Annotated in this window: 22 protein-coding genes; 7 read left to right on the top strand and 15 right to left on the bottom strand. The window is 69.8% G+C overall.

The window, feature by feature from the left end:
• Window positions 1-2 precede the first annotated feature (2 nt).
• From proC to HWX31_RS30390, 6 genes are all read right to left on the bottom strand, one after another.
• The gene (gene proC / locus HWX31_RS30415; protein ID WP_174964069.1) at window positions 3-815 is read right to left on the bottom strand and encodes a pyrroline-5-carboxylate reductase; all 813 of its coding nucleotides are present in this window, start codon (window positions 813-815) and stop codon (window positions 3-5) included.
• Window positions 816-837: 22 nt separating this feature from the next.
• The gene (locus HWX31_RS30410) at window positions 838-1,536 is read right to left on the bottom strand and encodes a YggS family pyridoxal phosphate-dependent enzyme (protein WP_174964070.1); all 699 of its coding nucleotides are present in this window, start codon (window positions 1,534-1,536) and stop codon (window positions 838-840) included.
• A 95-nt stretch (window positions 1,537-1,631) separates the two neighbouring features.
• Window positions 1,632-2,858 carry a glycolate oxidase subunit GlcF gene (gene glcF / locus HWX31_RS30405; protein ID WP_174964071.1) on the bottom strand — a complete coding sequence of 409 codons (1,227 nt, stop codon included), beginning with the start codon at window positions 2,856-2,858 and terminating at the stop codon, window positions 1,632-1,634.
• 1 nt (window position 2,859) lies between these two features.
• Window positions 2,860-3,948, bottom strand: coding sequence for a glycolate oxidase subunit GlcE (glcE, locus tag HWX31_RS30400; protein ID WP_174964072.1), 1,089 nt, complete (start codon window positions 3,946-3,948; stop codon window positions 2,860-2,862).
• A gap of 165 nt (window positions 3,949-4,113) precedes the next feature.
• On the bottom strand, window positions 4,114-5,604 hold the full coding sequence (locus HWX31_RS30395) for an FAD-linked oxidase C-terminal domain-containing protein (RefSeq protein WP_174964073.1): 1,491 nt from the start codon (window positions 5,602-5,604) through the stop codon (window positions 4,114-4,116).
• Between the two features lie 16 nt (window positions 5,605-5,620).
• Window positions 5,621-7,039 (bottom strand): FAD-binding oxidoreductase, encoded by a 1,419-nt coding sequence (locus HWX31_RS30390; RefSeq protein ID WP_174964074.1) that lies wholly within the window; start codon window positions 7,037-7,039, stop codon window positions 5,621-5,623.
• A gap of 263 nt (window positions 7,040-7,302) precedes the next feature.
• On the opposite strand from HWX31_RS30390, the gene HWX31_RS30385 reads away from it, so the two are divergent.
• Both HWX31_RS30385 and hmpA read left to right on the top strand, forming a co-directional pair.
• The gene (locus HWX31_RS30385; RefSeq protein WP_059611152.1) at window positions 7,303-7,854 is read left to right on the top strand and encodes a cob(I)yrinic acid a,c-diamide adenosyltransferase; all 552 of its coding nucleotides are present in this window, start codon (window positions 7,303-7,305) and stop codon (window positions 7,852-7,854) included.
• Window positions 7,855-7,965: 111 nt separating this feature from the next.
• On the top strand, window positions 7,966-9,174 hold the full coding sequence (gene hmpA, locus HWX31_RS30380; RefSeq protein ID WP_174964075.1) for an NO-inducible flavohemoprotein: 1,209 nt from the start codon (window positions 7,966-7,968) through the stop codon (window positions 9,172-9,174).
• Between the two features lie 83 nt (window positions 9,175-9,257).
• Here hmpA and HWX31_RS30375 read toward each other — a convergent pair whose 3' ends face one another.
• The 3 genes from HWX31_RS30375 to aroG form a co-directional block, all read right to left on the bottom strand.
• The gene (locus tag HWX31_RS30375; RefSeq protein ID WP_059617017.1) at window positions 9,258-9,647 is read right to left on the bottom strand and encodes a type II toxin-antitoxin system VapC family toxin; all 390 of its coding nucleotides are present in this window, start codon (window positions 9,645-9,647) and stop codon (window positions 9,258-9,260) included.
• Window positions 9,644-9,913 carry a type II toxin-antitoxin system Phd/YefM family antitoxin gene (locus tag HWX31_RS30370; protein WP_174964076.1) on the bottom strand — a complete coding sequence of 90 codons (270 nt, stop codon included), beginning with the start codon at window positions 9,911-9,913 and terminating at the stop codon, window positions 9,644-9,646. Before HWX31_RS30370 ends, HWX31_RS30375 begins: the two co-directional genes overlap by 4 nt.
• A 129-nt stretch (window positions 9,914-10,042) precedes the next feature.
• Window positions 10,043-11,116 (bottom strand): 3-deoxy-7-phosphoheptulonate synthase AroG, encoded by a 1,074-nt coding sequence (aroG, locus tag HWX31_RS30365; RefSeq protein WP_174964077.1) that lies wholly within the window; start codon window positions 11,114-11,116, stop codon window positions 10,043-10,045.
• Between aroG and HWX31_RS30360 the strand changes: the two genes are divergently transcribed.
• Entirely contained in the window at window positions 11,115-11,402 is a 288-nt protein-coding gene (locus HWX31_RS30360) for a hypothetical protein (protein ID WP_174964078.1), read from the top strand. The genes aroG and HWX31_RS30360 overlap by 2 nt on opposite strands.
• A gap of 110 nt (window positions 11,403-11,512) precedes the next feature.
• Here HWX31_RS30360 and tldD read toward each other — a convergent pair whose 3' ends face one another.
• The 3 genes from tldD to HWX31_RS30345 form a co-directional block, all read right to left on the bottom strand.
• On the bottom strand, window positions 11,513-12,979 hold the full coding sequence (tldD, locus tag HWX31_RS30355; RefSeq protein WP_174964079.1) for a metalloprotease TldD: 1,467 nt from the start codon (window positions 12,977-12,979) through the stop codon (window positions 11,513-11,515).
• Window positions 12,980-13,077: 98 nt separating this feature from the next.
• Window positions 13,078-13,905, bottom strand: coding sequence for a carbon-nitrogen hydrolase family protein (locus HWX31_RS30350; protein ID WP_174964080.1), 828 nt, complete (start codon window positions 13,903-13,905; stop codon window positions 13,078-13,080).
• A 43-nt stretch (window positions 13,906-13,948) separates the two neighbouring features.
• The gene (locus HWX31_RS30345; protein WP_174964081.1) at window positions 13,949-18,151 is read right to left on the bottom strand and encodes a YhdP family phospholipid transporter; all 4,203 of its coding nucleotides are present in this window, start codon (window positions 18,149-18,151) and stop codon (window positions 13,949-13,951) included.
• 187 nt (window positions 18,152-18,338) lie between these two features.
• Here HWX31_RS30345 and glnE point away from each other — a divergent pair, with 187 nt between their 5' ends.
• Window positions 18,339-21,140: a bifunctional [glutamate--ammonia ligase]-adenylyl-L-tyrosine phosphorylase/[glutamate--ammonia-ligase] adenylyltransferase gene (gene glnE / locus HWX31_RS30340; protein WP_174964082.1), complete on the top strand. Its 2,802-nt coding sequence runs from the start codon at window positions 18,339-18,341 to the stop codon at window positions 21,138-21,140.
• Window positions 21,141-21,271: 131 nt separating this feature from the next.
• On the opposite strand, the gene recN is transcribed toward glnE, so the two are convergent.
• Together recN and HWX31_RS30330 are read right to left on the bottom strand one after the other, a co-directional pair.
• Entirely contained in the window at window positions 21,272-22,921 is a 1,650-nt protein-coding gene (gene recN / locus HWX31_RS30335; RefSeq protein ID WP_174964083.1) for a DNA repair protein RecN, read from the bottom strand.
• A 19-nt stretch (window positions 22,922-22,940) separates the two neighbouring features.
• The gene (locus HWX31_RS30330) at window positions 22,941-23,846 is read right to left on the bottom strand and encodes an NAD kinase (protein ID WP_174964084.1); all 906 of its coding nucleotides are present in this window, start codon (window positions 23,844-23,846) and stop codon (window positions 22,941-22,943) included.
• Between the two features lie 127 nt (window positions 23,847-23,973).
• On the opposite strand from HWX31_RS30330, the gene hrcA reads away from it, so the two are divergent.
• The 3 genes from hrcA to HWX31_RS30315 all read left to right on the top strand — a co-directional run bounded on the left by hrcA (window position 23,974) and on the right by HWX31_RS30315 (window position 26,679).
• Window positions 23,974-24,996 (top strand): heat-inducible transcriptional repressor HrcA, encoded by a 1,023-nt coding sequence (hrcA, locus tag HWX31_RS30325; protein ID WP_174964085.1) that lies wholly within the window; start codon window positions 23,974-23,976, stop codon window positions 24,994-24,996.
• A 126-nt stretch (window positions 24,997-25,122) separates the two neighbouring features.
• The gene (gene hemH / locus HWX31_RS30320; RefSeq protein ID WP_174964086.1) at window positions 25,123-26,187 is read left to right on the top strand and encodes a ferrochelatase; all 1,065 of its coding nucleotides are present in this window, start codon (window positions 25,123-25,125) and stop codon (window positions 26,185-26,187) included.
• Window positions 26,188-26,271: 84 nt separating this feature from the next.
• Window positions 26,272-26,679, top strand: a complete 408-nt coding sequence (locus tag HWX31_RS30315) for an RNA-binding S4 domain-containing protein (protein WP_174964087.1) — start codon at window positions 26,272-26,274, stop codon at window positions 26,677-26,679.
• Here the strand turns inward: HWX31_RS30315 and HWX31_RS30310 are convergent.
• Window positions 26,651-26,812 (bottom strand): hypothetical protein, encoded by a 162-nt coding sequence (locus HWX31_RS30310; RefSeq protein WP_174964088.1) that lies wholly within the window; start codon window positions 26,810-26,812, stop codon window positions 26,651-26,653. The two genes, HWX31_RS30315 and HWX31_RS30310, sit on opposite strands and share 29 nt — an antisense overlap.
• Window positions 26,813-26,976: the final 164 nt, after the last annotated feature.

Raw genomic sequence — 26,976 nt, 5'->3', positions numbered from 1 at the left:
GTTTAATCGCGCCCGAGCTCGTCGCCCATTTCCTTCGCGCGCGCCTCGGCCGCGAGTGCGCCGCGCACGATCGCTTCCTTGACGCCCTGCGCGTCGAACGACGCGAGCGCGGCCGCCGTCGTGCCGCCCTTCGACGTCACGCGCTCGCGCAGCACGCTGGCCGGCTCGCCGGATTGCGCGGCGAGCTGCGCGGCGCCCGTGAACGTCGCGACCGCGAGCGCGCGGCCCTGCTCGTCGCTCATCCCGAGGCGGCGCGCCGCTTCCTGCAGCGCTTCGATGAAATAGAACACGTATGCGGGGCCGCTGCCCGAGATCGCGGTGACCGCGTCGAGCTGCGACTCGTCGTCAAACCAGACGATCTCGCCGACCGCGCCGAGCACGTTCGACGCCAGTTCGCGGCCCGCCGCGTCGACGCCCGGTAGCGCGGCGAGCCCCGTCACGCCCATGCCGACGAGCGCCGGCGTGTTCGGCATCGTGCGCACGACGCGCGGATAGCCGCCGAGCCAGCGCGCGAGGTCCGCGCCGCGGATGCCGGCCGCGATGCTGATCACGAGCTGCGAGGTGAGGTGCGGCGCGAGCGCCTGCGCGACCTCCTTCAGCACCTGCGGCTTGACCGCGAGCACGATCGCGTCGTAGCCGGCGAGCGCCGCATCGACCGCCGCGCCGGTGCGGATGCCGAATTGCTGCGCGGCGCGCGCGCGGACGTCTTCGTTGACGTCGATCGCGTACAGGCCGTCCGCGCCGACGCCGCGCTTGACGAGGCCGCCGATCAATGCCGCGGCCATGTTGCCGCCGCCGATGAATGCAATCTTCATGATGTCGGGAATGAGAAGTGGATCAATGGGAATAGTCGCGCGCGCCGAAGATCGCGGTGCCGACCCGCACGATCGTCGCGCCTTCGAGCACGGCCGCCTCGAGATCGGCGGACATGCCCATCGACAGCGTATCGAGCGGCAGCCCATCCGCGCGCAGCGCGTCGAACAGTGCCCGCAGCGCGCGATGCGGCGCGCGCTGCGCGTCGGCGTCGCCCGCGGGTTCGGGAATCGCCATCAGGCCGCGCAGCCGCAGCGACGGCAGCGCGGCCACCGCGTGCGCGACCTCGGCGACGTCGGCCGGCGCGACGCCGCTCTTCGACGCCTCGCCGCTGATGTTCACCTGCACGCACACGTTGAGCGGCGGCAGGTGCGCGGGCCGCTGCTCGGCGAGCCGCTGCGCGATCTTCAGCCGGTCGATCGAATGCACCCAGTCGAAGCGTTCGGCGACGGGGCGCGTCTTGTTCGACTGCAGCGGCCCGATGAAATGCCATTCGAGCGCCGCGCGCAGATCGGCGAGCGCGTCGATCTTGTCGATCGACTCCTGCACGTAGTTCTCGCCGAACGCGCGCTGGCCCACTGCGTGCGCGGCGCGCACCGCATCGGCGGGGAAGGTCTTCGAGACGGCGAGCAGCGTGACGGCGGCAGGGTCGCGTCCGGCCGCGCGGGCGGCGTCGGCGATGCGGCGGTGGACGGATTCGAGGCGAACGGCGAGATCGGACATGACGGGCACGAAAGCAGGCATGGGAGCGGTCGCGCCGCCGGCGCGCGGCGCTTCGATGCGCATCATTATACGGACGCGGTGCCCGTTCGCCGGCGCTATCCGTACAGCAGGTGCTCGACCAGCTGGACCCAGTGCGCGACCGGAATCGGCGTGCCGCTTTGCAGGTGCGCGATGCAGCCGACGTTCGCGGAGACGATCATCTGCGGCTCGAGCGCCTGCAGCTTCGCGAGCTTCTGCTTGCGCAGCTTGTACGACAGCGACGGCTGCGTCAGCGAATAGGTGCCGGCCGAGCCGCAGCACAGGTGGCTGTCGGCAGGCAGGCGCACGTCGATGCCGAGCGTCTCGAGCAGCCGCTCGACTTTGCCGCGCGACTGCTGGCCGTGCTGCAGCGTGCACGGCGGGTGGTAGGCGACGGTATGGATCGCGCGGCGCCGCGCGAGCGTCGCGAGCTCGGCCTCGAACGCGAGCAGCACGTCGGACACGTCGCGCGTCAGCGCGACGATGCGCTGCGCCTTCTCCGCATAGGCCGGATCGTCGCGCAGCAGGTGCGCATATTCGAGCACCGTCGCGCCGCAGCCTGACGCGTTCATCACGATCGCCTCGATGCCCTGTTCGACGTAGGGCCACCACGCGTCGATGTTGCGGCGCGCGTCGTCGAGCGCCTCGTCGTGATAGTTCAGGTGCAGCCGGATCGCGCCGCAGCAGCCGGCCTCGGGCGCGACGATCGTCTCGACGCCGAGCGCGTCGAGCACGCGCGCGGTCGCGATGTTGATGTTCGGCAGCATCGACGGCTGCACGCAGCCGGCCAGCATCAGCATCTTGCGGGGATGGGTGCGGTTCGGCCATTCGAGCAGCTTCGTGCGCGGCGGCACCTTGTCGCGCAGGCGCTTCGGCAGCAGCGGCCGCACGTGCTGGCCGAGCCGCATCACCGGCGAGAACAGCGCGCTGTTCGGCACGAAGCTCGCGAGCGCGCGGCGCACGAGCCGCTGCGACAGCGGGCGCCGCACCTGCGCCTCGACGTGCTTGCGGCCGATCTCGACGAGGCGGCCGTACTGGACGCCGGACGGGCAGGTCGTCTCGCAGCTGCGGCACGTGAGGCAGCGGTCGAGATGCTGTTGCGTGCTGCGCGTCACGGGGGTGCCCTCGACCATCTGCTTGATCAGGTAGATGCGCCCGCGCGGGCCGTCGAGCTCGTCGCCGAGCAACTGGTAGGTCGGGCAGGTCGCGGTGCAAAACCCGCAATGCACGCACTTGCGCAGGATCGCGTCGGCTTCGTCGCCGTCGGGCGTATTGCGGATGAAATCGGCGAGGTTCGTCTGCATCTCAGAGATCGGGGTAGAGCCGGCCGCGGTTGAAGATGCGCGCCGGATCGAACGCCGCCTTCAGCCCGCGGTGGATTTTCATCAGCGGCGCGGGCAGCGGCGTGAACACGCCGGCGCTGCGGTCGTACGATTCGCCCGCGCGGAACAGCGTCGCATGGCCGCCCGCCTGTTTCGCGCTCATGCGGACGGTCTGCGCGTCGGCGTCGGTGATCCACCAGCGCTGTGCGCCGCCCCATTCCATCAGCTGGGTGCCCGGCAGGTGCATCGGCTCGGTGATGCTCGGCAGCGACAGGCGCCACAGCGCGAAGCCCGGCGGAATGCCGTTGAAGAACGGATCGGTGTGTTCGCGCAGGCCGGCCCAGAAGCGCTCGGCTTCGACCGCGTCGACGACTTCGCCGCCGAGCAGCGTCTTCGCGGCCTTCACCGCGGCCTCGGCGCCGGACAGGCGCAGCACGAGGGTGCCGTTGCGCCACGCGCTCGCGCTGACGGGCAGCGGGTGGCCGCCCCATTCGTTGAGCTTGCGCACCGCATCGGTCGCGCTCATCTCGAACTTCAGCGTGATTTCGGCGACGGGCACCGGCAGTACCTTGATCGACAGCTCGAGCATCAGCCCGAGCGTGCCGAGCGAGCCGGCCATCAGCCGCGACACGTCGTAGCCGGCGACGTTCTTCACGACCTGGCCGCCGAACCGCAGCACCTCGCCGCGGCCGTTCATCAGCTCGACGCCCAGCACGAAGTCGCGCGGCGCGCCGCAGGTCGCGCGCCGCGGGCCGGCGAGCCCCGCCGCGACGCAGCCGCCGACCGTGGCCGCGCGGCCGAAATGCGGCGGCTCGAACGGCAGCATCTGGCCGCGTTCGCCGAGAATGGCTTCGAGCTGCGCGAGCGGGGTGCCCGCGCGGACCGTGACGACGAGTTCGGCCGGGTCGTACGACACGATGCCGTGAAACGCGCGCGTGTCGAGTATCTCGCCCTCGAGCGTCTGGCCGTACCAGTCCTTGGTGCCGCCGCCGCGCAGGCGCAGCGGCCGGCCGTCGGCGCTGGCCGCGCGAACGCGCTCGGCCCAGCCGGCGACGATGTCGTCCTCTTCCATGATCGGTTGTCGTTTCGTCTCGTGTCGTTGTCCGGTCGATTGTACCGGGGTCGCGCGAATGCACATCGCGACTATCCCTAAGCCCGATTGCGGCGGCACGCGGGCCGCGCCGCCGCAACCGGACCGGATCGGGCCGGGCGGCAGCGCGTGTGCCGCGCCGGCGGCTCAGAAGCGCGGCAGGTCGGGGTGCGGCAGCAGTCCGCCGCGGACGTGCTGGCGGCCGTATTCGGCGCAGCGCGCGCGGGTCGGAATGCCCTTGTCGGGATTGAGCAGCCCGGGCGGATCGAACGCGCGCTTGACCGCGAAGAACGCGTCGCGCTCCTGCGGCGAAAACTGCACGCACATCGAGTTGAGCTTCTCGACGCCGACGCCGTGCTCGCCCGTCACGGTGCCGCCGAATTCGACGCAGCACTCGAGGATGTCCGCGCCGAACAGCTCGACGCAGTGCAGTTCGTCAGGATCGTTCGCGTTGTACAGGATCAGCGGATGCATGTTGCCGTCGCCCGCGTGGAACACGTTGATGCAGCGCAGCCCGTAGCGCGCCTCCAGCTGCTCGATGCGCGCGAGCAGCGGCCCGATCGCGCGGCGCGGCACGGTGCCGTCCATGCAGTAATAGTCGGGGGAAATCCGCCCGGCGGCCGGAAACGCGTTCTTGCGGCCGGACCAGAAGCGCAGCCGCTCGCTTTCGTTGCGCGACACCTGGATGCGCGTCGCGCCGTGCTCGCGCAGCACCGCCGTCATCCGGACGATTTCCTCGGCGACTTCCTCGGGCGTGCCGTCCGATTCGCACAGCAGGATCGCCTTCGCGTCGAGGTCGTAGCCCGCGTGCGTGAACGTCTCGACCGCCTGCGTCGCCGGCTTGTCCATCATCTCGAGGCCGGCCGGGATGATTCCCGACGCGATGATCGCCGCGACCGCCTCGCCGCCCTTGACCACGTTGTCGAAGCTCGCCATCACGAGCTGCGCGGTCTGCGGTTTCGGGATCAGCCGCACCGTGACTTCGGTGATGATCGCGAACATGCCCTCGCTGCCGATCGTGACCGCGAGCAGGTCGAGGCCCGGCGTGTCGAGCGCGAGCGAGCCGAATTCGACGATTTCGCCGTCGATCGTCACCGCGCGCACGCGCATCACGTTGTGCACGGTCAGGCCGTACTTCAGGCAGTGCACGCCGCCGGAATTCTCGGCGACGTTGCCGCCGATCGTGCAGGCGATCTGCGACGACGGGTCGGGTGCGTAATACAGGCCGTACGGCGCGGCGGCCTCGGAGATCGCGAGATTGCGCACGCCGGGCTGCACGGTCGCGGTGCGCGCATACGGGTCGACCTCGACGATGCGCGTGAAGCGCGCGAGCGACAGCACGACGCCGAGCGAGATCGGCAGCGCGCCGCCCGACAGGCTCGTGCCCGCGCCGCGCGGCACGATCGGCACTTCCATGCGCCGGCAGATCTGCACGATGCGCTGCACCTGCGATTCCGTCTCGGGCAGCGCGACCGCGAGCGGCAGGCGCCGGTACGCGGACAGGCCGTCGCATTCGTATGGCGCGGTGTCTTCCTCGCGATACAGCAGGCAATGCGTCGGCAGCACGGCCATCAGCGCCTGCACGACTTCGCGCTGGCGCTGCGCGCGCATCTCGGCCGACAGTTCGGGGGCGTTCATGAGGTCTCCTGCGTGGTCAGCACGTGAAGATCTTGCCGGGATTCATCAGGTTGCGCGGGTCGAGCGCGAGCTTGATCGCGCGCATCGCGTCGATCGCGTCGTCGCCGTGCTCCTTCGGCAGGAAGCGCATCTTGTGCAGGCCGACGCCGTGCTCGCCCGTGCAGGTGCCGCCCATGCGCAGCGCGCGCTCGACGATCCGGTCGTTGATGCGTTCCGCTTCCTCGAGCTCCTCGGGCCGGTCGGGATCGATCAGGATCGCGACGTGGAAATTGCCGTCGCCGACGTGGCCGACGATCGGGCACGGCAGCGACGACGCGCGCAGGTCGGTCTCGGTTTCCTCGACGCACGCGGCGAGCTGCGAGATCGGCACGCAGACGTCGGTCGTCACCGCGCGGCAGCCGGGCTTCAACTGCAGCATCGCGAAATAGGCATTGTGGCGCGCGGCCCAGAGCCGGCTGCGGTCTTCGGGCCGGGTCGCCCATTCGAAGCCCTGGCCGTGGTTCTGGCCGGCGAGGGCCTCGACCAGTTCGGCCTGTTCCTTCACGCCGGTCTCGGTGCCGTGGAATTCGAAGAACAGCGTCGGCGCCTCGGCGAGCGTCAGGTTCGAGTGACGGTTGATCGAGCGGATCGCGAGCGCATCGACGAATTCGACGCGCGCGATCGGCACGCCGATCTGGATGGTCTCGATCACGGTGCGCACCGCGTCGCCCATCGACGGGAACGTGCAGGTCGCGGCCGACACGGCTTCCGGCAGCGGGTGCAGGCGCAGCGTGATCTCGGTGATCACGCCGAGCGTGCCTTCGGAGCCGACGAACAGGCGCGTGAGGTCGTAGCCGGCCGACGACTTGCGCGCGCGCGAGCCGGTCTTCACGACGCGGCCGTCGGCGAGCACCGCGGTCAGGCCGAGCACGTTCTCGCGCATCGTGCCGTAGCGCACGGCGTTGGTGCCGGACGCGCGGGTCGCGGTCATGCCGCCGATGCTGGCGTCGGCGCCGGGATCGATCGGGAAGAACAGGCCCGTGTCGCGCAGCGCTTCATTGAGCGCCTTGCGCGTGATGCCGGGCTCGACGGTCACGGTCAGGTCTTCCGCGTTGATCGACAGCACGCGGTTCATTTCGGACAGGTCGAGCGATACGCCGCCGCGCACCGCGAGCAGGTGGCCCTCGAGCGACGAGCCCGCGCCGTACGGGATCAGCGGCACGCCGTAGAGCGCGCAGAGCGACACGACCTGCCGGACGTCGTCGGCGCTGTGCGCGAACACGACCGCGTCGGGCAACTGCGGGTCGAACGGCGATTCGTCGCGGCCGTGATGCGCACGCACCGCGTCGGCCGTCGACACGCGCTCGGCGAACGCGGCGCGCAGCGCATCGAGCAGGGCGGGGGGCAGGGGGCGGCGCGTTCCGGTCGCTGCGGCCGGCGGGGCGGGGTGATTCACGCAAGTCTCCTCTCGATCAGCATGGGCGCTTCGGCACCGGGTGCGGCCCCATGCAAGGCTGCGAGCGCCTCGGCACCGACTCCGGTCCCGCGCTTTGCGCCTGGTCCCGTGCAAGGTCCGGCAGCTTGCCGGGCGGTTCCGCGGCGGGGCGGTTTGCTTTCATTCTACGCTGGAAGACCTGCTGCGAGCCGCGCGGCGGGCTGCGATAATCGGCTTGCAATGCAACCCTGGCCGCGCCGCGGCCGAGCACGAGAGGACTTCGCATGGGCAACCGCTTGAGCAAGATCGCCACGCGCACCGGCGACGACGGCACCACCGGCCTGGGCGACGGGCGGCGCGTCGGCAAGGACGACGTGCGGATCGCCGCGATCGGCGACGTCGACGAACTGAATTCGACCATCGGCGTGCTGCTCGCCGAAACGCTGCCCGACGACGTGCGCGCGGCGCTCGTCACGATCCAGCACGACCTGTTCGACCTGGGCGGCGAGCTGTGCATCCCGGGCCACACGGTGCTCGGCGATGCGCATCTCGCGCGCCTCGACCAGTGGCTGGCCGACTACAACGCGACGCTGCCGCCGCTGAAGGAATTCATCCTGCCCGGCGGTTCGCGCGCGGCGGCGCTCGCGCACGTGTGCCGCACCGTATGCCGACGCGCGGAGCGCGCGATCGTCGCGCTCGGCCGCGTCGAAACGCTGCAGGAGACGCCGCGCCGGTACGTGAACCGGCTGTCCGACCTGCTGTTCGTGCTCGCGCGCGTGCTGAACCGTGCGGACGGCGGCGCGGACGTGTTGTGGGAGCGCGGCCGGGCGACGTGACGGGCGCAGCAGTCGGGGAGCCGCCCCCTATTGATGCGCTGCGACAATTTGTCCAAGCCGACGCGGGATTTTAAAGATGTATTGTACGGGCATGTTTAACGGAGAACGAACATGACCCACATCACCGCCGACCAGATGGCCCGCGTGAAAGCCACCGCCCCCGTCCTTGCCGTGCACGGCGCGACGATCACGAAGCATTTCTACGGGCGCATGTTCGCGCGTCACCCCGAACTGAAGAACCTGTTCAACCAGACGCACCAGAAGACCGGCAGCCAGCCCGAGACGCTCGCGAAGGCGGTCTACGCGTACGCGGCGAACATCGACAACCTCGGGGCGCTCGGTGGTGCGGTGTCGCACATCGCGCACAAGCACGCAAGCCTGAACATCCGTCCCGAGCATTACCCGATCGTCGGCGAGAACCTGCTCGCGTCGATCGTCGAAGTGCTCGGCGACGCGGTCGATGCGGACACGCTCGAAGCGTGGCGCGTCGCATACGGCCAGCTCGCGCAGATCCTGATCGGCGCCGAGGCGGACCTGTATGCGGGCGCGGCGTGGAGCGGCTTCCGTCCGTTCAAGGTCGCGCGCAAGGTGCGCGAGAGCGACGAGATCACGTCGTTCTACCTGACGCCGGCCGACGGCGGCCAGGCGCCGAAGTTCGAGCCGGGCCAGTACGTGACCGTGAAGCGCTTCGTCGGCGACCTGGGCGTCGATCAGCCGCGCCAGTACAGCCTGTCCGACGCGCCGCACGGCAATTGGCTGCGCATTTCGGTGAAGCGCGAGGCGGGCCAGGCCGAGTCGATCCCGGCGGGCAAGGTGTCGACGCTGATGCACGATGGCGTCGAAGAGGGCGCAATCGTCGAGGTGACCGCGCCGATGGGCGAGTTCTCGCTGAAGCGCGACGTGCCGACGCCGGTCGTGCTGATCTCCGGCGGGGTCGGCCTCACGCCGATGGTGTCGATGGCATCGACGCTGGTCGCGGAAGGCAGCCCGCGCGAAGTGCGCTTCATTCATGCATGCCGTTCGGGCGCGGTGCACGCGTTCCGCGACTGGCTCAACGACACGGTGCGCGAGCACGCGAACGTCAAGCGGACCGTGCTGTACGAGCTGGTCGGGCCGAACGACCGCGCGGGCATCGATCACGATCTCGAAGGGCGGCTTACGCCGGAGCGCGTGCAGCACGATGCGCTGGTGCCGGACGCCGACTATTACATCTGCGGCCCGATCGCGTTCATGAAGGCGCAACGCGATGCGCTCGTCGCGCTGGGCGTCGCGCCTGAGCGCGTGAATACCGAGATCTTCGGGTCCGGGGCGCTCGAGTGAGCGAGCGGCCGGCAGGTTGATCGAACAGGCCCGGTGCGAGCCGGGTCTTTGTCATTGTCGCTCGCGTTGTCGCGCAGGTGACGTCAGGCACGCAACATAAGCGTCGCATGATAGCGCCACACTTTCGGGTCGGCGCTGACGAGCGGCATGCCTTCATGCAGTGCCTGCGCAACCATCACACGGTCGAACGGATCGGCATGGTCCGGAAAATCGGGCAGCGCGGCAACTGCTTCGACGTGATCGCTGCTGATCGGCAACTCCGCGAATCCGGCGAGCCGGAACGCCGAGCGCGCGTCGCGCGGATGGACGGGGAGGTTGCCTTTGCGGTATTTGATTGCGATTTCCCAGATTGACGCGGCACTGACATACAGGATGTTGCCGGGGTCTTCGATCAACGCGGCTGCTGTCGACGAGAGTTGCGGTGCGCCCTCGGCAGCCCAGAGCGCGATATGCGTATCGAGCAACAGCTTCACGGTGCGAGCCCCTGCTCGTCACTGGCATCAAAGTCGGCGGCGATCGATTCGTCGCCCGCGTTAAACGCTTCGACGGTTGCCGGAATGTTCAGGCCGGCAAGCAGCTGGCGAGCCGCGCCGATCCGCTTCGGCGCCGAGTAGGGAACGATCCGCGCGACCGGATGGCCATTGCGGGCAATCACGACCTCGGATTCACGTCCCAATTCGAGTGCTTCGACGAGGCTCGAGAGCCGCGACTTGGCATCGTGCATATTGACGGTCGACATGGTCGCTCCTGCTTAGCTAAGAGATGTTAGCTAGTCTAGCAGAGTCGATCATCGCCTGCAGATGGAATCCGTGATCGCCCCGCCGAGAGGCGCGTGGCGATCACGCCGATTTCGCAGGTTCTCCGCCCGTCAGTTCCCGCTGCCGCGCGCGACGCGCCGCGCCTTGACGGATTCCGCGAGGCCTTCGAGCACCTTCACGCTGTCCTCCCACGCGATGCATGCATCGGTGATGCTCTGGCCGTAGGTCAGCGGGCAGCCTTCCTTCAGGTCCTGGCGGCCTTCGACGAGGTGCGACTCGACCATCACGCCGACGATGCGCTCGTCGCCCGAGGCGATCTGGCGGCCGATGTCCGCGCACACGGGGATCTGGTTCTCGTGCTTCTTCGAGCTGTTCGCATGGCTCGCGTCGATCATCAGGCGCGCGGCGAGGCCGGCCTTGCCGATGTCCGCGCACGCGGCGTTCACGCTTTCCGCGTCGTAGTTCGGCGCCTTGCCGCCGCGCAGGATCACGTGGCAATCCTCGTTGCCGGCCGTCGACACGATCGCCGAGTGGCCGCCCTTCGTCACCGACAGGAAATGGTGCGGCTGCGACGACGCCTTGATCGCGTCGACCGCGATCTTCACGTTGCCGTCGGTGCCGTTCTTGAAGCCGACCGGGCACGACAGCCCCGACGCCAGCTCGCGGTGCACCTGCGATTCGGTCGTGCGCGCGCCGATCGCGCCCCATGAGATCAGGTCCGCGATGTACTGCGGGCTGATCATGTCGAGGTATTCGGTCCCGGCCGGCAGCCCCATTTCGTTGATGTGCAGCAGCAGCTCGCGCGCGGTGCGCAGCCCTTCGTTGATCTTGAAGCTGTTGTCGAGGTGCGGATCGTTGATGAGCCCCTTCCAGCCGACCGTCGTGCGCGGCTTCTCGAAGTACACGCGCATCACGATTTCCAGCTCGTTCTTGAAGCGCTCGCGCTCCTTCACCAGCCGCCCCGCATATTCGAGCGCCGCCTTCGTGTCGTGGATCGAGCACGGCCCGATCACGACGATCAGCCGGTCGTCCATCCCGTGCAGGATCCGGTGCATCGACTGCCGCGCGTTGTAGATCAGCTCGGACGCGGCTTCGGAGCACGCGAACTCGCGGATCAGGTGGGCGGGCGGCGTCAGTTCCTTGAGTTCACGAATGCGGACGTCGTCGGTATTGTGCGGGGGCATGCTGTTTCTCCTTGATAGGGCTAGCCGTTCGGTCAGTGCACGGGCGGCAAATTCATCAATTCAGGCAATTCAGTCGTTTCGGCCGGCGCTGCGGGACGGCTGCGGCGGCGACCGGGTGGCGAAGGGCGAAAAAAAACCGCCGGGTTCGCCGGCGGTTTTTTCGGGAATTTTGGTTGCGCTTTACGCGCCATCAACCCTCTCGATCCGCCAGCGGTCTGAGATGCCAGAAAAAGTAAAAGTAAAACTTGGCGGACATGACGGAAAGTGGGTTCGTCAAAAAAGTTGATTCGGAATTTATACCCGCTCGCCGCGTGGCTGGCAACCGGGGACTGACGAAAATGCGGACATTCCGCGCGTTTTTCGCAAAATACGCGGAATGTCTGCGCGGCGATGCGGTTATGCCGTGCCGCCGACCGTCATCTTGTCGATCCGCAGGGTCGGCTGGCCGACGCCGACCGGCACGCTCTGGCCTTCCTTGCCGCACACGCCGACGCCGGTGTCGAGCGACATGTCGTTGCCGATCATGCTCACGTACTTCAGCGATTCCGGGCCGCTGCCGATCAGCGTCGCGCCCTTGACCGGGTACGTCACCTTGCCATTCTCGATCATGTACGCCTCGGACGCCGAGAACACGAACTTGCCGTTCGTGATGTCGACCTGGCCGCCGCCGAAGTTCACCGCGTACAGGCCGTTCTTCACCGACGCGATGATCTCCTGCGGGTCCTTGTCGCCGTTCAGCATGTAGGTGTTGGTCATGCGCGGCATCGGCAGCGCCGCGTACGACTCGCGCCGCGCGTTGCCGGTGATGGGCATCTTCATCAGGCGCGCGTTCAGCGTGTCCTGGATGTAGCCCTTCAGGATGCCGTCCTCGATCAGCGTCGTGCACTGCGTCGGGTTGCCTTCGTCGTCGATGTTCAGCGAGCCGCGGCGGTTCGGCAGCGTGCCGTCGTCGACGACGGTCACGCCCTTCGCGGCAACCTGCTCGCCGATCCGGCCCGCGAACGCCGACGAGCCCTTGCGGTTGAAGTCGCCCTCGAGGCCGTGGCCGATCGCCTCGTGCAGCAGCACGCCCGGCCATCCCGGCCCGAGCACGACCGTCATCGCGCCGGCCGGCGCCGGGCGCGCATCGAGGTTCACGAGCGCCGCGTGCACCGCGTCGTCGACGTAGCGCGACAGCACGTCGTCGGTGAAGTAGCCGTAGTCGAAGCGGCCGCCGCCGCCGCCGGTGCCGATCTCGCGGCGGCCGTTCTGCTCGGCGATCACCGTCACCGACACGCGCACCAGCGGGCGGATGTCCGCCGCGAGCGCGCCGTCGCTGCGCGCGACGAGCACGACGTCGTATTCGCCGGCGAGGCCCGCCATCACCTGCGTGATGCGCGGGTCGCGGCCGCGCGCCATCTGCTCGATGCGCTCGAGCAGCTTGACCTTGGCCGTGGCGTCGAGCGACGCGAGCGGGTCGGACGGCAGGTACAGGTCGCGGCCCGAGATGCCCTTCAGCGACGTCGCCGCCTTGACCTTCTGCCGGCCGCCGCCCGCGGCCGCGATCGCCTTGGTGGCCGCGGCCGCCTGCGCGATCGCCTCGGGCGACAGGTCGTCGGAATACGCGAACGCGGTGCGGTCGCCCGCGACCGCGCGCACGCCGACGCCCTGGTCGATGCTGAAGCTGCCCGATTTGACGATGCCTTCCTCGAGGCTCCACGCTTCGCTGCGGGTCGCCTGGAAGTACAGGTCCGCGTAGTCGACGCGATGCGTGAAGATGTCGGCGATCGTGCGCGTCAGGAGGCTCTCGTCGAGGCCATAGGGCGTGAGCAGGATGTCCTTCGCCAGCGCCAGGTTGCGGATGCCGGGTTCGATGATGTTCATGCGGGTATCGGGGTTTCTCAAAAAAGTGTCGGGTGCGGATAGGGGCAGATGGTTCGCGCGGGCCGGGGTTTCAAGGGGCAGGCCAGTGAGGGCGGGCGTCAGCCGAGCACGCGGTGCCGCCATGCGGGCAGGCTCTGGCGCACGTCCGCGATGCGTTGCGGGTCGAGCATGCCGGTCACGATGCTCGCGCCTTCGGCGCGCTCCGCGACGATCTCGCCCCACGGGTCGACCAGCATGCTGTGACCCCAGGTGCGGCGGCCGTTCTCGTGCCTGCCGCCCTGCGCGGCCGCGAGCACGTAGCACTGGTTCTCGACCGCCCGCGCGCGCAGCAGCGTTTCCCAGTGCGCGCGGCCGGTGGTGTAGGTGAACGCCGACGGCACGACGACCAGCGCGCAGTCGCCCATCTTGCGGTACAGCTCCGGAAAGCGCAGATCGTAACAGACCGACAGCCCGACGCGGCCGAACGGCGCGTCGAACGTGACGACCGTGTCGCCCGGGCGGATCGTGCGCGCCTCGTCGAACGACTCGTCGCCCTTCTCGAAGCTGAACAGGTGGATCTTGTCGTAGCGGGCCGCCTCGGTTCCGGACGGATCGAACACGAGCGTCGTGTTCAGCACGCGGTTCGGCTCCGGCGCCTTCAGCGGCAGCGTGCCGCCGATCACCCAGATGCCGTGGCGGCGCGCGGCGTCGGCGAGGAACTGCTGGATCGGGCCGTCCCGGTAGGCTTCGGCGAGCGGGAGCTTGTCGGTGTCCTGGTGCCCCATGAAGCAGAAATACTCGGGCAGCAGCACGAACTGCGCGCCTTCGCCGGCGGCCTCCGCGATCAGGCGGCGCGCCTCGGCGAGATTGCGCGCGACGTCCGGCGTGCTCACCATCTGCAGCGCGGCAACCCGGACGGGCGTGGCGGAAAGGGCGGGGTCGGTCATCGCGAGTTCGGTTGCGTCATAAATGGGGTGCGGCCCGTGCGGCTCAGGGGTTCGACGTGCCGGCCGCGTCGTGATTCATCTTACCCTGATCGCCCCGCACCCGCTCGATGTGCGGATGCGCCCACGAGCCGTTGATCGCGTAGTCGATCGCGAACGCGCGCGACAGCGTTTCCGACAGCGCGTAGTTCGCGGCCAGCACGCCGACGCCGAGCAGCGGGTTGATGATCGCGGCCGCGATCGCCGCCGTGCCGGCGCCGATCTTCGGCGCAACGTGCGCGCGCAGGTCCTGCGTCTCCGCGCCGAGGTCGACCGAGCCCTTCAGCGTGACCTTCGCGGGCGACGTCGTCATCTCGAAATCGTCGGTGCGCGCGATGCCGTTGGTGATCTGGCCGGTGCCGGTGATCTTCTCGAACGGCAGCCCCTTGCCGATGACTTCGCGGAAATTGAGCGTCAGGAAGCGCGCGAGGCTCTGCAGGCTCAGCACGCCGAGCAGCTTCGCCGCGCCCGGATCGACCTTCAGGATCTCGCCGTGCTCGAGCTCGAGCGCGAGATGGCCGTTGAGCGACGGGTAGTCGAGCGCCGTCGGGCCGCCGCGCCAGCCGACCTTGCCGGTCAGCGTGCCGTGGCCGTCCCCGACGGTGCGGGGCAGGCCGACGCGGTCGAGCAGCGCGCCGGCATTGTCGATGTCGAGCTTGAAGTCGAACACGCTGCGGCGCGGCGCATCGGCTTCGTCGGCGCCGCGCGCGAGCGCCCGGCGCGACGTGCGCCAGTTGCCGGTCGCGGTCAGTTTCGCCGCCGGGTTCGACAGCTCCAGCTTGTCGAGCTGCCAGACCGGCACGCCGTCTTCCTCGACGTTGCGCGCGTTGACGACCAGCCGGCCGATGTCGTGGCCTCGCTCGACGACTTCGTCGACGACGAGGTCGATCGACGGAATCGGGCGGTCGGCCGGCGTCGGCAGGTTCATCGCGCGGCCGACGAGGTCCTGCTCGGCGCTCTGCGGAATCACGAGCTTCGCGAGCCGCGCGTTCAGCACGCCCGCGCCGTTGTTGCCGCCGCCCGGCGCCCACGACAGGTAGCCGGACACCTGGTTCGACGCGATGTTCGCCTGCCACAGCTCGTCGACGTGCGACGCGCCGACGATCACGTTTTCCCAGTTGCGCTTGAGCAGCTTCAGCGTGCCGAAATGGAACGCGAAGCGCTTCGGCGCGAAGCTCGCGAGATCGATGCGTTCGGCCGCCTGCGGCTCCTGCGCGCGCTGCGGGCTGCGCAGCGTGTGCGCGAGCGCGAGCCACGCGTCGGCGTCCAGCTCGCCGACGTCGACGGCCGCGCTCACGCCTTCCTGCGGCACGTCGGGCATCCGGTGGATCCCCATCGCGCCGCGCACCGCGCGCAGCGGCTGGCCGCGCGTCGCGTCGAGCACGTAGGTCGCGGCGATCGGGCCGAGCGTCAGGTCGGCGTGCTCGAGGCGCCGCGCGTCCGTCTGCGGCGCCGCCGGCCGCAGCGTGAAGCTGAACGGCATCGGTGTGCCCGCGGGCTTCGCGAACGGCGCCGGGAAGTTCAGCGCGACGCCCGTCAGGTCGGAGTGGGCCGTCACGTCGGGCAGGCGGCCCGGCGTGCCGCGCACGGCGATCCGGTACGGCGCGTCGCCGACCACGTGCTCGAGCAGCGCGGCCGCGGGGCCGTGCAGGTTCAGGCCGCGCGCGGCGTCGAGCGCGAGCCGGCCGTCGACGTCGAACGCGTACGGGCCGTGCGACGTCAGGCTGCCGTTCGCGCGCACCGGGCCGCCGAGGAAGCGGGCGGAGAGGTTGTCGAGCGCCGCGCCGGACTGCGTGAAACGCACGCTGCCGCGCAGCGCGGACAGCGGCGGCACGCCGTCGGTCGACAGCGTGTTGCCGCCGAACGCGAGCGCGCCTTCGACGCTCGTGTGCTGGTGTGCGATCCGCTGCGGGATCGTCAGCTTGAGCGCGAGCGTCGCGGGCCCTTGCGCGTCGATCCGTTCGCCGACGTGGCCGCTCAGGCTGCCGAGCGTGCTGTTGTTCGCATAGTCGATCAGGTCGGCGAGCGGGCCGCGCGCGTCGCCTTCGATCACGAGCGGCGACGTGACCGGGCGGCCGAGGTCGTCGATCCGGCCGCGGACCTTCGTCAGCGCGACCTGCTTGTAGGATGCGCGGGCGATGTCGAAGCGCAGCTTGTTCTGCTCGAGCTCGAACACGCCGTCGATGCCGGTGAGTGCGGGCCACACGCTCTGCGTGCCGTTCGCGAGCGTGTGCGGCGGGAACGGGGTCGGCTCGAACTTGCCGCCGGTGAACGGCGCGACGATGTGGAACACGCCGCCGCTCGGGTCGTGCTCGTACGGGAACGTCTCGAGCGGGCCGCGCGCGACGATCGACGCACCCTTGGTGACCTGTCCCGCCTGCAGCGCGTGGCCGAGATACTGGCGCAGGTGCTCGGCCATGCCGGTCGGCAGGTAGCGCGGGATGCGCGCGACCGCGGCGCGCGCGAAGTCGGCGCGCAGGTCGAGCGAGCCGCGGCCGTGGCCCGGGTTCGTGTAGCTGCCGGACACCGCGATCTCGGCGTCCGGGTTCGACACGAGCAGGTCGGGCACCGTCACGTCGACGCGCGCGTGCTTCTCGCCCGGTGCCGGCGTGACGACCCATTTCGCGTTGCCGCGCAGCCGGTCGAACGTGAGGCGCGGCTCGTCGAACTCGCCGGGCACCGTGACCGCGGCGTTGACCGTGTCGAAATGCGCGACGCCGCCCGTCTCGGTCGCGTCGACGCGGCCCCACAGGTTTTCGATTCCCGGCCAGCCGGCGCGCGGATGGCCGCGCGCGGACAGGCCGGGCGGCGGCTCCTGCGCGGCGAAGCTGATGCCCTGCAGGTCGCCGAGGAAGCGGTAGCGGACGACCGGTGCGGCGCCGGTGCGCTTCTCTTCTTCGGCGAGCTCGGCCTTCGCCGGCTTCGCGCGCTCGACCTCGATGTGATAGTTCGACACCATCCCGCGCGGGTCGACCCGCACGAGCTCGTTGCGCAGGTGGGCCGGCAGCGGCAGCCCGCGGATGAATTCGCTGAGAATGCCGAGATCGACGCGGTCGCCGGCCACGCTGATCAGTTGCCCCTGGCTCGCGGACGGCACCCGGTAGCGCGCGGTGAGCGTCGCCATGCCGAGCGAGCGGGCGAGCGGCGAGCCGTCCGGCAGCGGCGGCTGGCCCAGCTCCGCGTGAAAGCGCGACAGGTGCAGCGAGTAGTCGTGGCCGGGGTCCATCGTCATGTCCCAGCCGAAGCGGGCGATCGGCACGTCGAGCCGCGGCTGCGTCGGCCGCACCCGCAGCGCGACGTCCGCGCCCTGCAGGTTGCCGCCCGCCGAGCGCAGGCGGCCGTCCCGGAAGGTCGCCCAGATCGCGTTGTCGATCCGGCCCGCGTACATCGTGAACGGCATGTTCACGTAGCGGGCGAGGGTCGGCAGGTCGACGGGACCGGTCGACAGGTACGCATCGCCGGTCCAGTTCGTCGGCTTGCCCACCGGCCCGAGCGCCTTGTGCGTGAAGCGCGCGCGGAAATCCAGCGGGCCGCGCAGCAGCGTGCCGTTCGCGGGCGCCTGCAGCGCCGCCCGGTGGACGCGCCCGTCGTTGAGCACCGCGAGCCGGATCCCGGCCAGCGCGAGCTCCGGCGCGTCGTGCCGCGCGTCGCGCCAGCGCAGCGTGCCGCCGCGCAGCACGATCGCTTCCTGCTTGAGAAGCCAGGTGCTGAACGTGTCGTCGTTGCCGCCGTGGGTGGTCGGCACGCCGACCCCGGCGATGAACAGCTCGCCGTCCGCGGTGCGCTCGACGACCAGGTCCGGCTGGTCGACGATCAGGCTCGACAGCGCGGGCGACAGGCGCAGCAGCGACCACCAGGACAGCGCAGCGGTCGCATGCGGCACCGACAGCGCGACCCGGCCGTCGCGGCCGCGGATCGTCAGCCCGGTGACTTCGACGCCGGGCTGCATGCCGGACCAGTGGGGCGCCAGCTTGCCGATCGACAACTGCGCGTGGAGCTTGTCGGAAACGAACCGCTCGATGCGCGGCCGGTAATCGTCGACGCGGGGCAGCAGCACGTAGCGCAGCCCGAGGAATGCGCCCGACGCGACGAAGTAGGTGCCCGCCCCGATCGCCAGCGTGATCCTGAACACGCGGCGCAATACCGGATGATCGTGCTTCGGAGGTCCCGCTTTGGGCACTGCTACGGCGGATTCCTGACGGTCGGACATGCGGCGGACGGGCGGCGGTGTGGTAGTTTGCGAACTGACGTTGAAATGTATCACACGGGTCCGTGCCGGCGGCCGTTGCGGCGGCGCGGCACGGGCTTCCCGGCGCGCGATCGTGCGCCTGCCGCGCTCGCGGCAGCGCGTGCACGTTCCCCATGTCGCCCGATTCTTGCGCAAGGCCCGCATCTCGATGACCGACGCTTCAGCCCTGATCAGCACGTCCTATTCCCACTATCTGGCGCGCGCGGTCGCGGCGCGCCCCGCGCTCGCCGGCCGGATCGCCGCGTGGGCGGCCGCGCCCTTGTCCCGCGCGCAGCTCGAAACGCGGCTCGACGAGCTGCTCGCGGCGCTCGCCGCAGGGGCCGCGCCGACCGAGGACCAGTTCAAGAAGGCACTCCGCCAGTTGCGCGCCGAGGTGTTCGGCGCGGTCGCCGAGCGCGACCTGCGCGGGCTTGCCGACGTCGCCGAGGTCACGGGCGCGATGACCGATCTCGCCGAGGTGGCCGTGCAGCGCGCGCTCGCGCTGCTGTCGGCCGAGCTCGACGCGCTGTACGGCGAGCCGCGCGGCGCCGACGGCCAGCGCGTCGCGCTCGGCGTGGTCGGGATGGGCAAGCTGGGCGGGCGCGAGCTGAACGTGTCGTCCGACATCGACCTGATCTTCGTCTACGAGGACGACGGCGAGACGACGGGCGGCACCCGCGCGGCGCTGTCGACGCAGGAATACTTCACGCGGCTCGGCCGGCGCCTGATCGGCGTACTGTCGGAGGTGACGGCCGACGGCTACGTGTTCCGCGTCGACATGCGGCTGCGCCCGAACGGCGATTCCGGGCCGCTCGTGTGCAGCATCGGGATGCTCGAGGAATATTTCTACGTGCAGGGGCGCGAGTGGGAGCGCTATGCGTGGATCAAGGGCCGGCTCGTGTCGGAAGGGCAGAGCGACGCGGCCCGGCGGCTCGCGACGCAGCTCGACGCGATCGTCAAGCCGTTCGTCTACCGGCGCTACCTCGATTTCGGCGTGATCGGCGCGATCCGCTCGCTGCACCAGCAGATCCGCCAGGAAGCCGCGCGCCGCGCGTCGATGCGGCCGGACAAGGCCGACGACATCAAGCTCGGGCGCGGCGGGATCCGCGAGATCGAATTCAGCGCGCAGGTGTTCCAGCTGATCCGCGGGGGCCAGGACGCGGGCTTTCGCGTGCGGCCGACGCTCGCCGTGCTGCGCCATGCGCAGGCGCGCGGGCTGATCGGCGACGACGTCGAGGCGCGGCTCGCCGACGCGTACCGCTTCCTGCGCACGCTCGAGCACCGGCTGCAATACCGCAACGACGCGCAGACGCACGCGATGCCGGTCGACGCCGACGAGCGCGCGGCGCTGGCGGCGTCGCTCGGCCAGGCCGACTATGCGGCGCTGATGACGGTGCTCGACGGCCACCGGACCTTCGTCGAGGCGCAGTTCGACCAGATCTTCGCGGACAAGGTCAGCGGCGGGCCATGCGGCGCCGCCGACGACAGCGAGGCGGCCTGGATCTGGAGCGGCGCGCTCGCCGACGACGGTGCGGACGATACGCTGGCAGCCCGTCTGGAAAGCCTCGGCTTCGGCGATCCGCAGGCCGTGCTGACGCGCCTGCGCGCGGTCTGGCGGTCGTCGCGCTACACGGGCCTCGCGGAAAAGAGCCGCCAGCGCTTCGACAGCGTCGCGCAGCGCGCGCTCGAGGCGGCGCCGCGGATCGACGCCGCGCACCGCGACGACACGATCGTGCGGCTGTTCGACCTGCTCGAGACGGTCAGCCGGCGCGGCGTCTATCTCGCGCTGCTGACCGAGTACCCGGCGGCGCTCGACCGCGTGCTGTCGGTGCTCGGCGCGACGCGCTGGGGCGGCGGCTACCTGATCCGGCATCCGCAGCTGCTCGACGAGCTGCTCGACGACGAGGCGATCGCGAGCCCGTTCGACTGGCCCGCGTTCAAGCATGCGCTGCGCGCGCGGCTCGCGGCGGCCGACGGCCCCGAGCAGCAGATGGACCTGCTGCGCCACGCGCAGCACGCGGAGGTGTTCCGCATCCTGCTGATCGATCTCGCCGGGCAGCTGTCGGTCGAGCACATCAGCGACCGCCTGTCCGAGCTGGCCGACGCGGTGCTCGACGTGACGATCGAGATCGTCTGGTCGCAGCTCGCGAAGCGCCACTGCGACGTGCCGAAATTTGCGGTGATCGCGTACGGCAAGCTGGGCGGCAAGGAGCTCGGCTATGCGTCGGATCTCGACCTGATTTTCCTGTACGACGACCCGGACGAGCGCGCGGCGGACGTCTACACGACGTTCACGCGGCGGCTGATCACGTGGCTGACGACGGCCACCGGCGCGGGCGCGCTGTTCGACATCGACCTGCGGCTGCGGCCGAACGGCGAGGCCGGGCTGCTCGTCACCGATCTCGACGCGTTCCGCCGCTACCAGCTGCGCGAGGGCGACGCGGCGAACACCGCGTGGGTCTGGGAGCACCAGGCGCTGACGCGGGCGCGCTACAGCGCGGGCGACGCGCAGATCGGCGCGGCGTTCGAGGCGATCCGCCAGCAGGTGCTGACGATGCCGCGCGACGCGGCCGTGCTCGCGAAGGAAATCGTCGACATGCGCGACAAGGTGTTCGCCGGCCATCCGAACCACGGCGAGCTGTTCGACCTGAAGCACGACCGCGGCGGGATGGTGGACATCGAGTTCATCGTCCAGTACTGGGTGCTGCTGCACGCGTCGCGCGATCCGGAGCTGATTCGCAATACCGGCAACATCGCGCTGCTGCGCGAGGTCGCGCGCTTCGGGCTGATGAGCGAGGCGGAAGCCGAACGCGTCGGCGCGGCCTATCGCACGTACCGGAAGCTGCAGCACAAGCTGCGGCTCGACGGGATGGAGAAGGCGCGGGTCGATCCGGCGATGGTCGCCGACGAGCGGGCGGTGGTGACGGCGTTGTGGGAGCGGGTGTTCGGGGTGGCAGGGACTGCGGGCTGACGGCGGTAGGGCTTTGACGGCGGTCGGGGGAGAGCGGTCGAAGCGCTCGGCTTGTCATCCTGGCCCGAGGCCGAAGCTGAATCCGGGATCGAGCCCCAAGCCCCAACCGCTTTCGGCGGAAGAGCGGCCAGTCAGGCCGCCAGCATTTCCTTCGCGTGCTTGCGCGTCGTTGCCGTGATCTCGAGCCCGCCGAGCATCCGCGCGACTTCCTCGACGCGGCTCGCCTTGTCGAGCGGAACGACCGTCGACACGGTGCCGCCGTTGTCGTCGGCGCCCTTCGCGACCTGGAAGTGCTGGTCGCCGCGCGCCGCGACCTGCGGCAGATGGGTCACGCACAGCACCTGCCGGTCGCGGCCCAACTGGTGCAGCAGCCGGCCGACCACTTCGGCGACGCCGCCGCCGATTCCCGTATCGACTTCGTCGAAGATCAGCGTCGGCGTCGGGCTCGCGGCGCTCGCGATGACCGCGAGCGCGAGGCTGACCCGCGCGAGCTCACCGCCCGACGCGACCTTCGCGAGCGGCCGCAGCGGCACGCCCGGGTGTCCGGCGACGCGGAACTCGACCTGTTCGAGGCCGTGCGGGCCGCCGTCGGCGAGCGGCACGAGCGCGACCTCGAAGCTGCCGCCCGCCATCGACAGCTCCTGCATGCCGGCGGTCACGGCCGTGCCGAGTGCCTTGGCCGCCTGCGCGCGCGCCTTCGACAGGCGATGCGCGTCGACGAGGTACGCATCCCTCGCCTTGGCCTGCGCGGCGTGCAGCGCGCCGAGGTCGGCGGCGGCGTCGAGCGCGGCCAGCTGCGCGCGCCGCGCCGCGTGCTCCTCGTGCAGCGTGTCGGGCGGCAGGCGGAATTTGCGGGCGGTCGAATGCAGCGCGTCGAGACGCGTTTCGACCTGCGCGAGCCGGTTCGGGTCGAGATCGAGGCGCTGCACGTAGTGCGACAGCGAGTAGACGGCCTCCTGCAGCTGGATTTCGGCCGGCTCGAGCGACGCGAGCGCATCGCCGAGCGCCGGATCGTAGTCGGCGAGGCTGCGCAGCTTCGACACGATCGCGCCGAGCTGCGCGAGCATCGCGTCGTCCGCTTCGGACAGCGCGTTGAGCGCGCCCTGCACGCCGTCGAACAGGTTCGCTGAATGCGACAGGCGCTTGTGCTCGTTGCTGACCTCGTCCCATTCGCCGGGCTGCGGCGCGAGCTTGTCGAGCTCGGCGAGCTGCCACGCGAGCTTTTCGCGTTCGAGCTGCAGTTCGCGCTCGTGCGCCTTCGCCGCGTCGATCGCCTGGGTCGCGTCGCGCCACACGCGCCACGCGCGCGCGACGTTCGCGGCGTCGGCGACGAGGCCGGCATGAGTGTCGAACAGCTCGCGCTGCGCATCCGGCCGCATCAGCAACTGGTGCGCGTGCTGGCCGTGGATGTCGACGAGCATCTCGCCGACTTCGCGCAGTTGCGCGAGCGTCGCGCTGGTGCCGTTGATGAACGCGCGCGAGCGGCCGTTCGCGTCGATCACGCGGCGCAGCATCACGGTGTCCTCGGCGTCGAACGCGTGCTCGTCGAGCCAGCGCGCGATGCGGTCGTGCTGGGTGAATTCGGCGGTGATGTCGGCGCGGCCGCAGCCGGTGCGCACGACGCTCGCGTCGGCGCGTTCGCCGAGCGCCAGCGCGAGCGCGTCGATCAGGATCGATTTGCCGGCGCCGGTCTCGCCGGAGAAGACGGTAAAGCCGCTGTCGAATTCGAGATCGAGCGCGGCGACGATGACGAAGTCGCGGATCGAGAGGTGGCGGAGCATGGTGTCGGGCGGTTGGGCGTCAGGACGCCGTGTCGTCGTCTTCGTTCGAGGCGTGCTCGTTCCAGTGCAGCTTCTTGCGCAGCGTCGCGTAATAGCTGTAGCCGATCGGGTGCAGGAACGGCACGGTGTGCTTCGAGCGGCGCACCTCGATCGTGTCGTTCAGTTCGAGCGCGGTAAACGACTGCATGTCGAAATTCACGTTGACGTCGCGCCCGCCGACGATCTGGATCGCGATCCGGGTGTCGTCGGGCAGCACGATCGGCCGGTTCGACAGCGCATGCGGCGCGATCGGCACGAGCACGATGCCCTGCAGCTGCGGATGGAGGATCGGCCCGGCCGACGACAGCGCGTACGCGGTCGAGCCGGTCGGCGTCGCGACGATCAGGCCGTCCGAGCGCTGGTTGTACATGTACCGGCCGTCCACCGTCGCGCGCAGCTCGACCATCCCGGAAAAGCCGCTGCGGTTCACGACGACGTCGTTGAACGCGAGCGCGTGGTAGATCGGTTCGCCGTTGCGCATGATCCGGGCCTCGAGCAGCGACCGTTCCTCGCGCTCGAACTTGCCGGACAGCATCACCGGGACGCGCGCCTGCATGTCGGCCGCCGCGATGTCCGTGACGAAGCCGAGCCGCCCGTGGTTGATCCCGATCAGCGGCGTCTTGTACGGCGCGAGCTGCCGGCCGATGCCGAGCATCGTGCCGTCGCCGCCGAGCACGACCGCCACGTCGGCGCGCGCCCCGATTTCGGCCGGGGTGAGCGCCGGGTAGCCGGCGATGCCGAACTCGCGCGCGGTGTCGGCTTCGAAGACCACCTCGAAGCCCCCCTTCGCGAGGCAATCGGCCAGCGTGGCGAGCGGCTCGGCGATGCCGGGCGTGTTGCTCCGGCCGACGAGCGCGACAGTATGGAACTGATTACCGGTTTTCATGGCGGCATTACACCATAGCTCGTTGACGAAAAGAACCGTTTGCGGCCCCGGGCGCCGCGCCCGGCCCGTTTGCGTGCCGGGCGCGGCCACTCGCCGCAGTCGCGCGGTTGCGCTAAAATTTTCCACCATGCTAGATCCTCGCGCACGAACCCTCCTGAAAACCCTGATCGAACGGTATATCGCCGACGGTCAGCCGGTCGGATCGCGCACGTTGTCTCGTTATTCCGGGCTGGAGCTGAGCCCGGCGACGATCCGCAACGTGATGTCCGACCTGGAGGAGCTCGGCCTCGTCTCGAGCCCGCACACGTCGGCCGGTCGGGTGCCGACCCCGCGCGGCTACCGCCTGTTCGTCGACACGATGCTGACGGTCGAGACGCCGATCGACGCCGAGGCGGTCGCCCGCCAGGTCCAGACCACGCTGCAGGCCGGCGAGCCGCAGCAGAAGGTGGTCGCGGCCGCGGCGAGCGTGCTGTCGAACCTGTCGCAGTTCGCGGGCGTCGTGCTGACGCCGCGCCGCAGCCACGTGTTCAAGCAGATCGAGTTCATGCGCCTGTCCGACAAGCGCATCCTGCTCATCATCGTCACCCCCGAAGGCGACGTGCAGAACCGGATGCTCGCGACGCCGCGCGACTACTCGCCGTCGCAGCTGACCGAGGCGTCCAACTACATCAACGCGCATTTCGCCGGCCTGTCGTTCGACGAGGTGCGCCGCCGCCTGCGCGACGAGATCGACCAGCTGCGCGGCGACATGACCGCGCTGATGCACGCGGCCGTGACCGCGAGCACCGAGGTGCCGGATACGGAAGACACCGTGCTCATTTCCGGCGAGCGCAACCTGCTCGAGGTCGCCGACCTGTCGTCCGACATGGCGCGGCTGCGCAAGCTGTTCGACGTGTTCGACCAGAAGACCGGCCTCCTGCAGCTGCTCGACGTGTCGAGCCATGCGCAGGGCGTGCAGATCTTCATCGGCGGCGAATCGACGCTCGTGCCGATCGAGGAAATGAGCGTCGTCACCGCGCCCTACGAGGTGAACGGCCAGATCGTCGGCACGCTCGGCGTGATCGGCCCGACCCGGATGGCGTACAACCGGGTGATCCCGATCGTCGACATCACCGCGCGCCTGCTGTCGCTCACGCTCAGCCAGCAATAACGGTTCCCGCCATCGTGCCGCGGCGCGCTGCGCGCCGCAATCGGCCGAACGGCCAGTCACTCCTTGCAGGACGGCCCGCTATAATTGAAAGCCGTCCGGTTTCGTGCCTCGAGCACGTCCTTGCTTATGCGCTTCGATCTTGAGCCGCCATCGAGCGTCGCAGCCGCCCATCGCATCGCGGTGCTGCTGATCAACCTCGGCACGCCCGACGCGCCGACGCCGCGCGCCGTCCGCCGCTATCTCGCCGAATTCCTGTCCGATCCCCGCGTGGTCGAAATCCCGCAGGCGATCTGGCAGGTCCTGCTGCGCACGCTGATCCTGCCGTTGCGCGGCCGCGCGTCCGCGAAGAAATACGCGGCCGTATGGATGCCCGAAGGCTCGCCGCTGCGCGTGCACACCGAGCGCCAGGTCGACGGCGTGCGCCACCTGCTCGCGTCGAACGGCTATCAGGTGCTGGTCGACTACGCGATGCGCTACGGCAGCCCCAGCATCTCGCAGGTGCTCTCGCAGCTCAAGCGCGCTGGCGTCGAGCGCGTGCTGCTGATGCCGATGTATCCGCAATATTCAGCGTCGACGACGGCGACCGCCTTCGACGCGGCGTTCAACGCGCTCGCGCGCATGCGCAACCAGCCGGAAGTCCGCACCGTGCGTCATTACGCCGATCATCCGGCGTATATCCACGCGCTCGCCGAGCAGGTGCGGCAATACTGGGCGCAGCACGGGCGGCCCGATTTCGCGGCCGGCGACAAGCTGGTGCTGAGCTTTCACGGCGTGCCGAAGCGCACGCTCGACCTCGGCGATCCCTATCACGACCAGTGCCAGCAGACGGCCGCGCTGCTGATGATGGCGCTCGGGCTGTCGACGATCGAATGCCGCGTGACCTTTCAGTCGCGTTTCGGCAAGGCCGAATGGCTGCAGCCGTACACCGCGCCGACGCTGCGCGAGCTCGGCGAAGCGGGCGTGCGGCGCGCGGACGTGTTCTGTCCGGGCTTCACGGCCGACTGCCTCGAGACGATCGAGGAGATCGGGATGGAAGTGCGCGACGAATTCGTCGCGGGCGGCGGCAAGGCGTTCCACCGTATTCCGTGCCTGAACGGCGCGCATGCGTGGATCGGCGCGCTCGGCGAGATCGTCGCCGAGAATCTGCAGGGCTGGCCGGTCAAGGCGGCGCAGCCGGAAACCGTGGGCTGAAATGAAACGACCCCCACGCTCACTTTGTTCGCTGCCCCCGATGGGGGCGGTCAGCCCCCTTGGGGCGGCCCGGCGGAGGCTGACATGAACTACAAGATTTCCACCGAGCCGGGCGCGCGGCTGCGCATCGACAAGTGGCTGTGGGCCGCCCGGTTCTTCAAGACGCGCTCGCTCGCCACCGACGCGGTCGACAAGGGGCGGGTGCGGATCGGCGGCGCGCCGGTCAAGCCGGCCAAGGAGGTGCGCGTCGGCGACGAGGTCGAGATTGCGATCGACGGCATCGTCTGGCACATTGCCGTGCTGGGCGTGTGCGACGTGCGCGGGCCGGCGAGCGTCGCGCAGACGCTATACGCGGAGACGGAATCCGGGCGGGCCGCGCGGCTCGCCGAACAGGAGCGGCGACGCACGTTCCACGAGCCGGCGGCCGAACTGCACGGCCGGCCGACGAAACGCGACCGTCGCATCATCGACAGATTTTCGGGTGGGAGCTGAACATCTGGTCCAGCGTCGCCTGTACGCTGCCGTATTCGGTCGTGCGGTCGGTGACCGCGCCGGACAGGCAGATGGTGGTGGTGCCAGCAATGAGTACCAGCGCGACCACCGATATGGCAAAGGTCAGTTTCACGGTACTCCCCTCGAGAAGACGGGTGAAAATGGCGCCTGGTGGAGTTCGGGCAACGGTCGGGTCAGGGTAAACGCGCCGCCCGATGCCTGAAATGCAGTGTAGTGCAGCGCCCGGAGGCGGGCTAGTACTCGCCGGGTAAGCGTTGTTACAGGTCGTTTCGACCG

The organism is Burkholderia ubonensis (assembly GCF_902833085.1).
GTDB lineage: Bacteria > Pseudomonadota > Gammaproteobacteria > Burkholderiales > Burkholderiaceae > Burkholderia > Burkholderia ubonensis.
Note: the sequence above shows the minus strand (reverse complement) of the source record. Positions and strands in the feature narration are given on the sequence as shown.

Coding starts and splice junctions, on each gene's coding strand:
- recN (WP_174964083.1), bottom strand. CDS start 22,921: ATGCTCCGCCACCTCTCGATCCGCGACTTCGTCATCGTCGCCGCGCTC.
- HWX31_RS30315 (WP_174964087.1), top strand. CDS start 26,272: ATGAACTACAAGATTTCCACCGAGCCGGGCGCGCGGCTGCGCATCGAC.
- glcF (WP_174964071.1), bottom strand. CDS start 2,858: ATGCAGACGAACCTCGCCGATTTCATCCGCAATACGCCCGACGGCGAC.
- hmpA (WP_174964075.1), top strand. CDS start 7,966: ATGACCCACATCACCGCCGACCAGATGGCCCGCGTGAAAGCCACCGCC.
- proC (WP_174964069.1), bottom strand. CDS start 815: ATGAAGATTGCATTCATCGGCGGCGGCAACATGGCCGCGGCATTGATC.
- glnE (WP_174964082.1), top strand. CDS start 18,339: ATGACCGACGCTTCAGCCCTGATCAGCACGTCCTATTCCCACTATCTG.
- HWX31_RS30410 (WP_174964070.1), bottom strand. CDS start 1,536: ATGTCCGATCTCGCCGTTCGCCTCGAATCCGTCCACCGCCGCATCGCC.
- HWX31_RS30350 (WP_174964080.1), bottom strand. CDS start 13,905: ATGACCGACCCCGCCCTTTCCGCCACGCCCGTCCGGGTTGCCGCGCTG.
- HWX31_RS30370 (WP_174964076.1), bottom strand. CDS start 9,913: ATGTCGACCGTCAATATGCACGATGCCAAGTCGCGGCTCTCGAGCCTC.
- HWX31_RS30330 (WP_174964084.1), bottom strand. CDS start 23,846: ATGAAAACCGGTAATCAGTTCCATACTGTCGCGCTCGTCGGCCGGAGC.
- hemH (WP_174964086.1), top strand. CDS start 25,123: ATGCGCTTCGATCTTGAGCCGCCATCGAGCGTCGCAGCCGCCCATCGC.
- HWX31_RS30360 (WP_174964078.1), top strand. CDS start 11,115: ATGCTGTTTCTCCTTGATAGGGCTAGCCGTTCGGTCAGTGCACGGGCG.
- glcE (WP_174964072.1), bottom strand. CDS start 3,948: ATGGAAGAGGACGACATCGTCGCCGGCTGGGCCGAGCGCGTTCGCGCG.
- HWX31_RS30345 (WP_174964081.1), bottom strand. CDS start 18,151: ATGTCCGACCGTCAGGAATCCGCCGTAGCAGTGCCCAAAGCGGGACCT.
- hrcA (WP_174964085.1), top strand. CDS start 23,974: ATGCTAGATCCTCGCGCACGAACCCTCCTGAAAACCCTGATCGAACGG.
- HWX31_RS30395 (WP_174964073.1), bottom strand. CDS start 5,604: ATGAACGCCCCCGAACTGTCGGCCGAGATGCGCGCGCAGCGCCAGCGC.
- tldD (WP_174964079.1), bottom strand. CDS start 12,979: ATGAACATCATCGAACCCGGCATCCGCAACCTGGCGCTGGCGAAGGAC.
- aroG (WP_174964077.1), bottom strand. CDS start 11,116: ATGCCCCCGCACAATACCGACGACGTCCGCATTCGTGAACTCAAGGAA.
- HWX31_RS30385 (WP_059611152.1), top strand. CDS start 7,303: ATGGGCAACCGCTTGAGCAAGATCGCCACGCGCACCGGCGACGACGGC.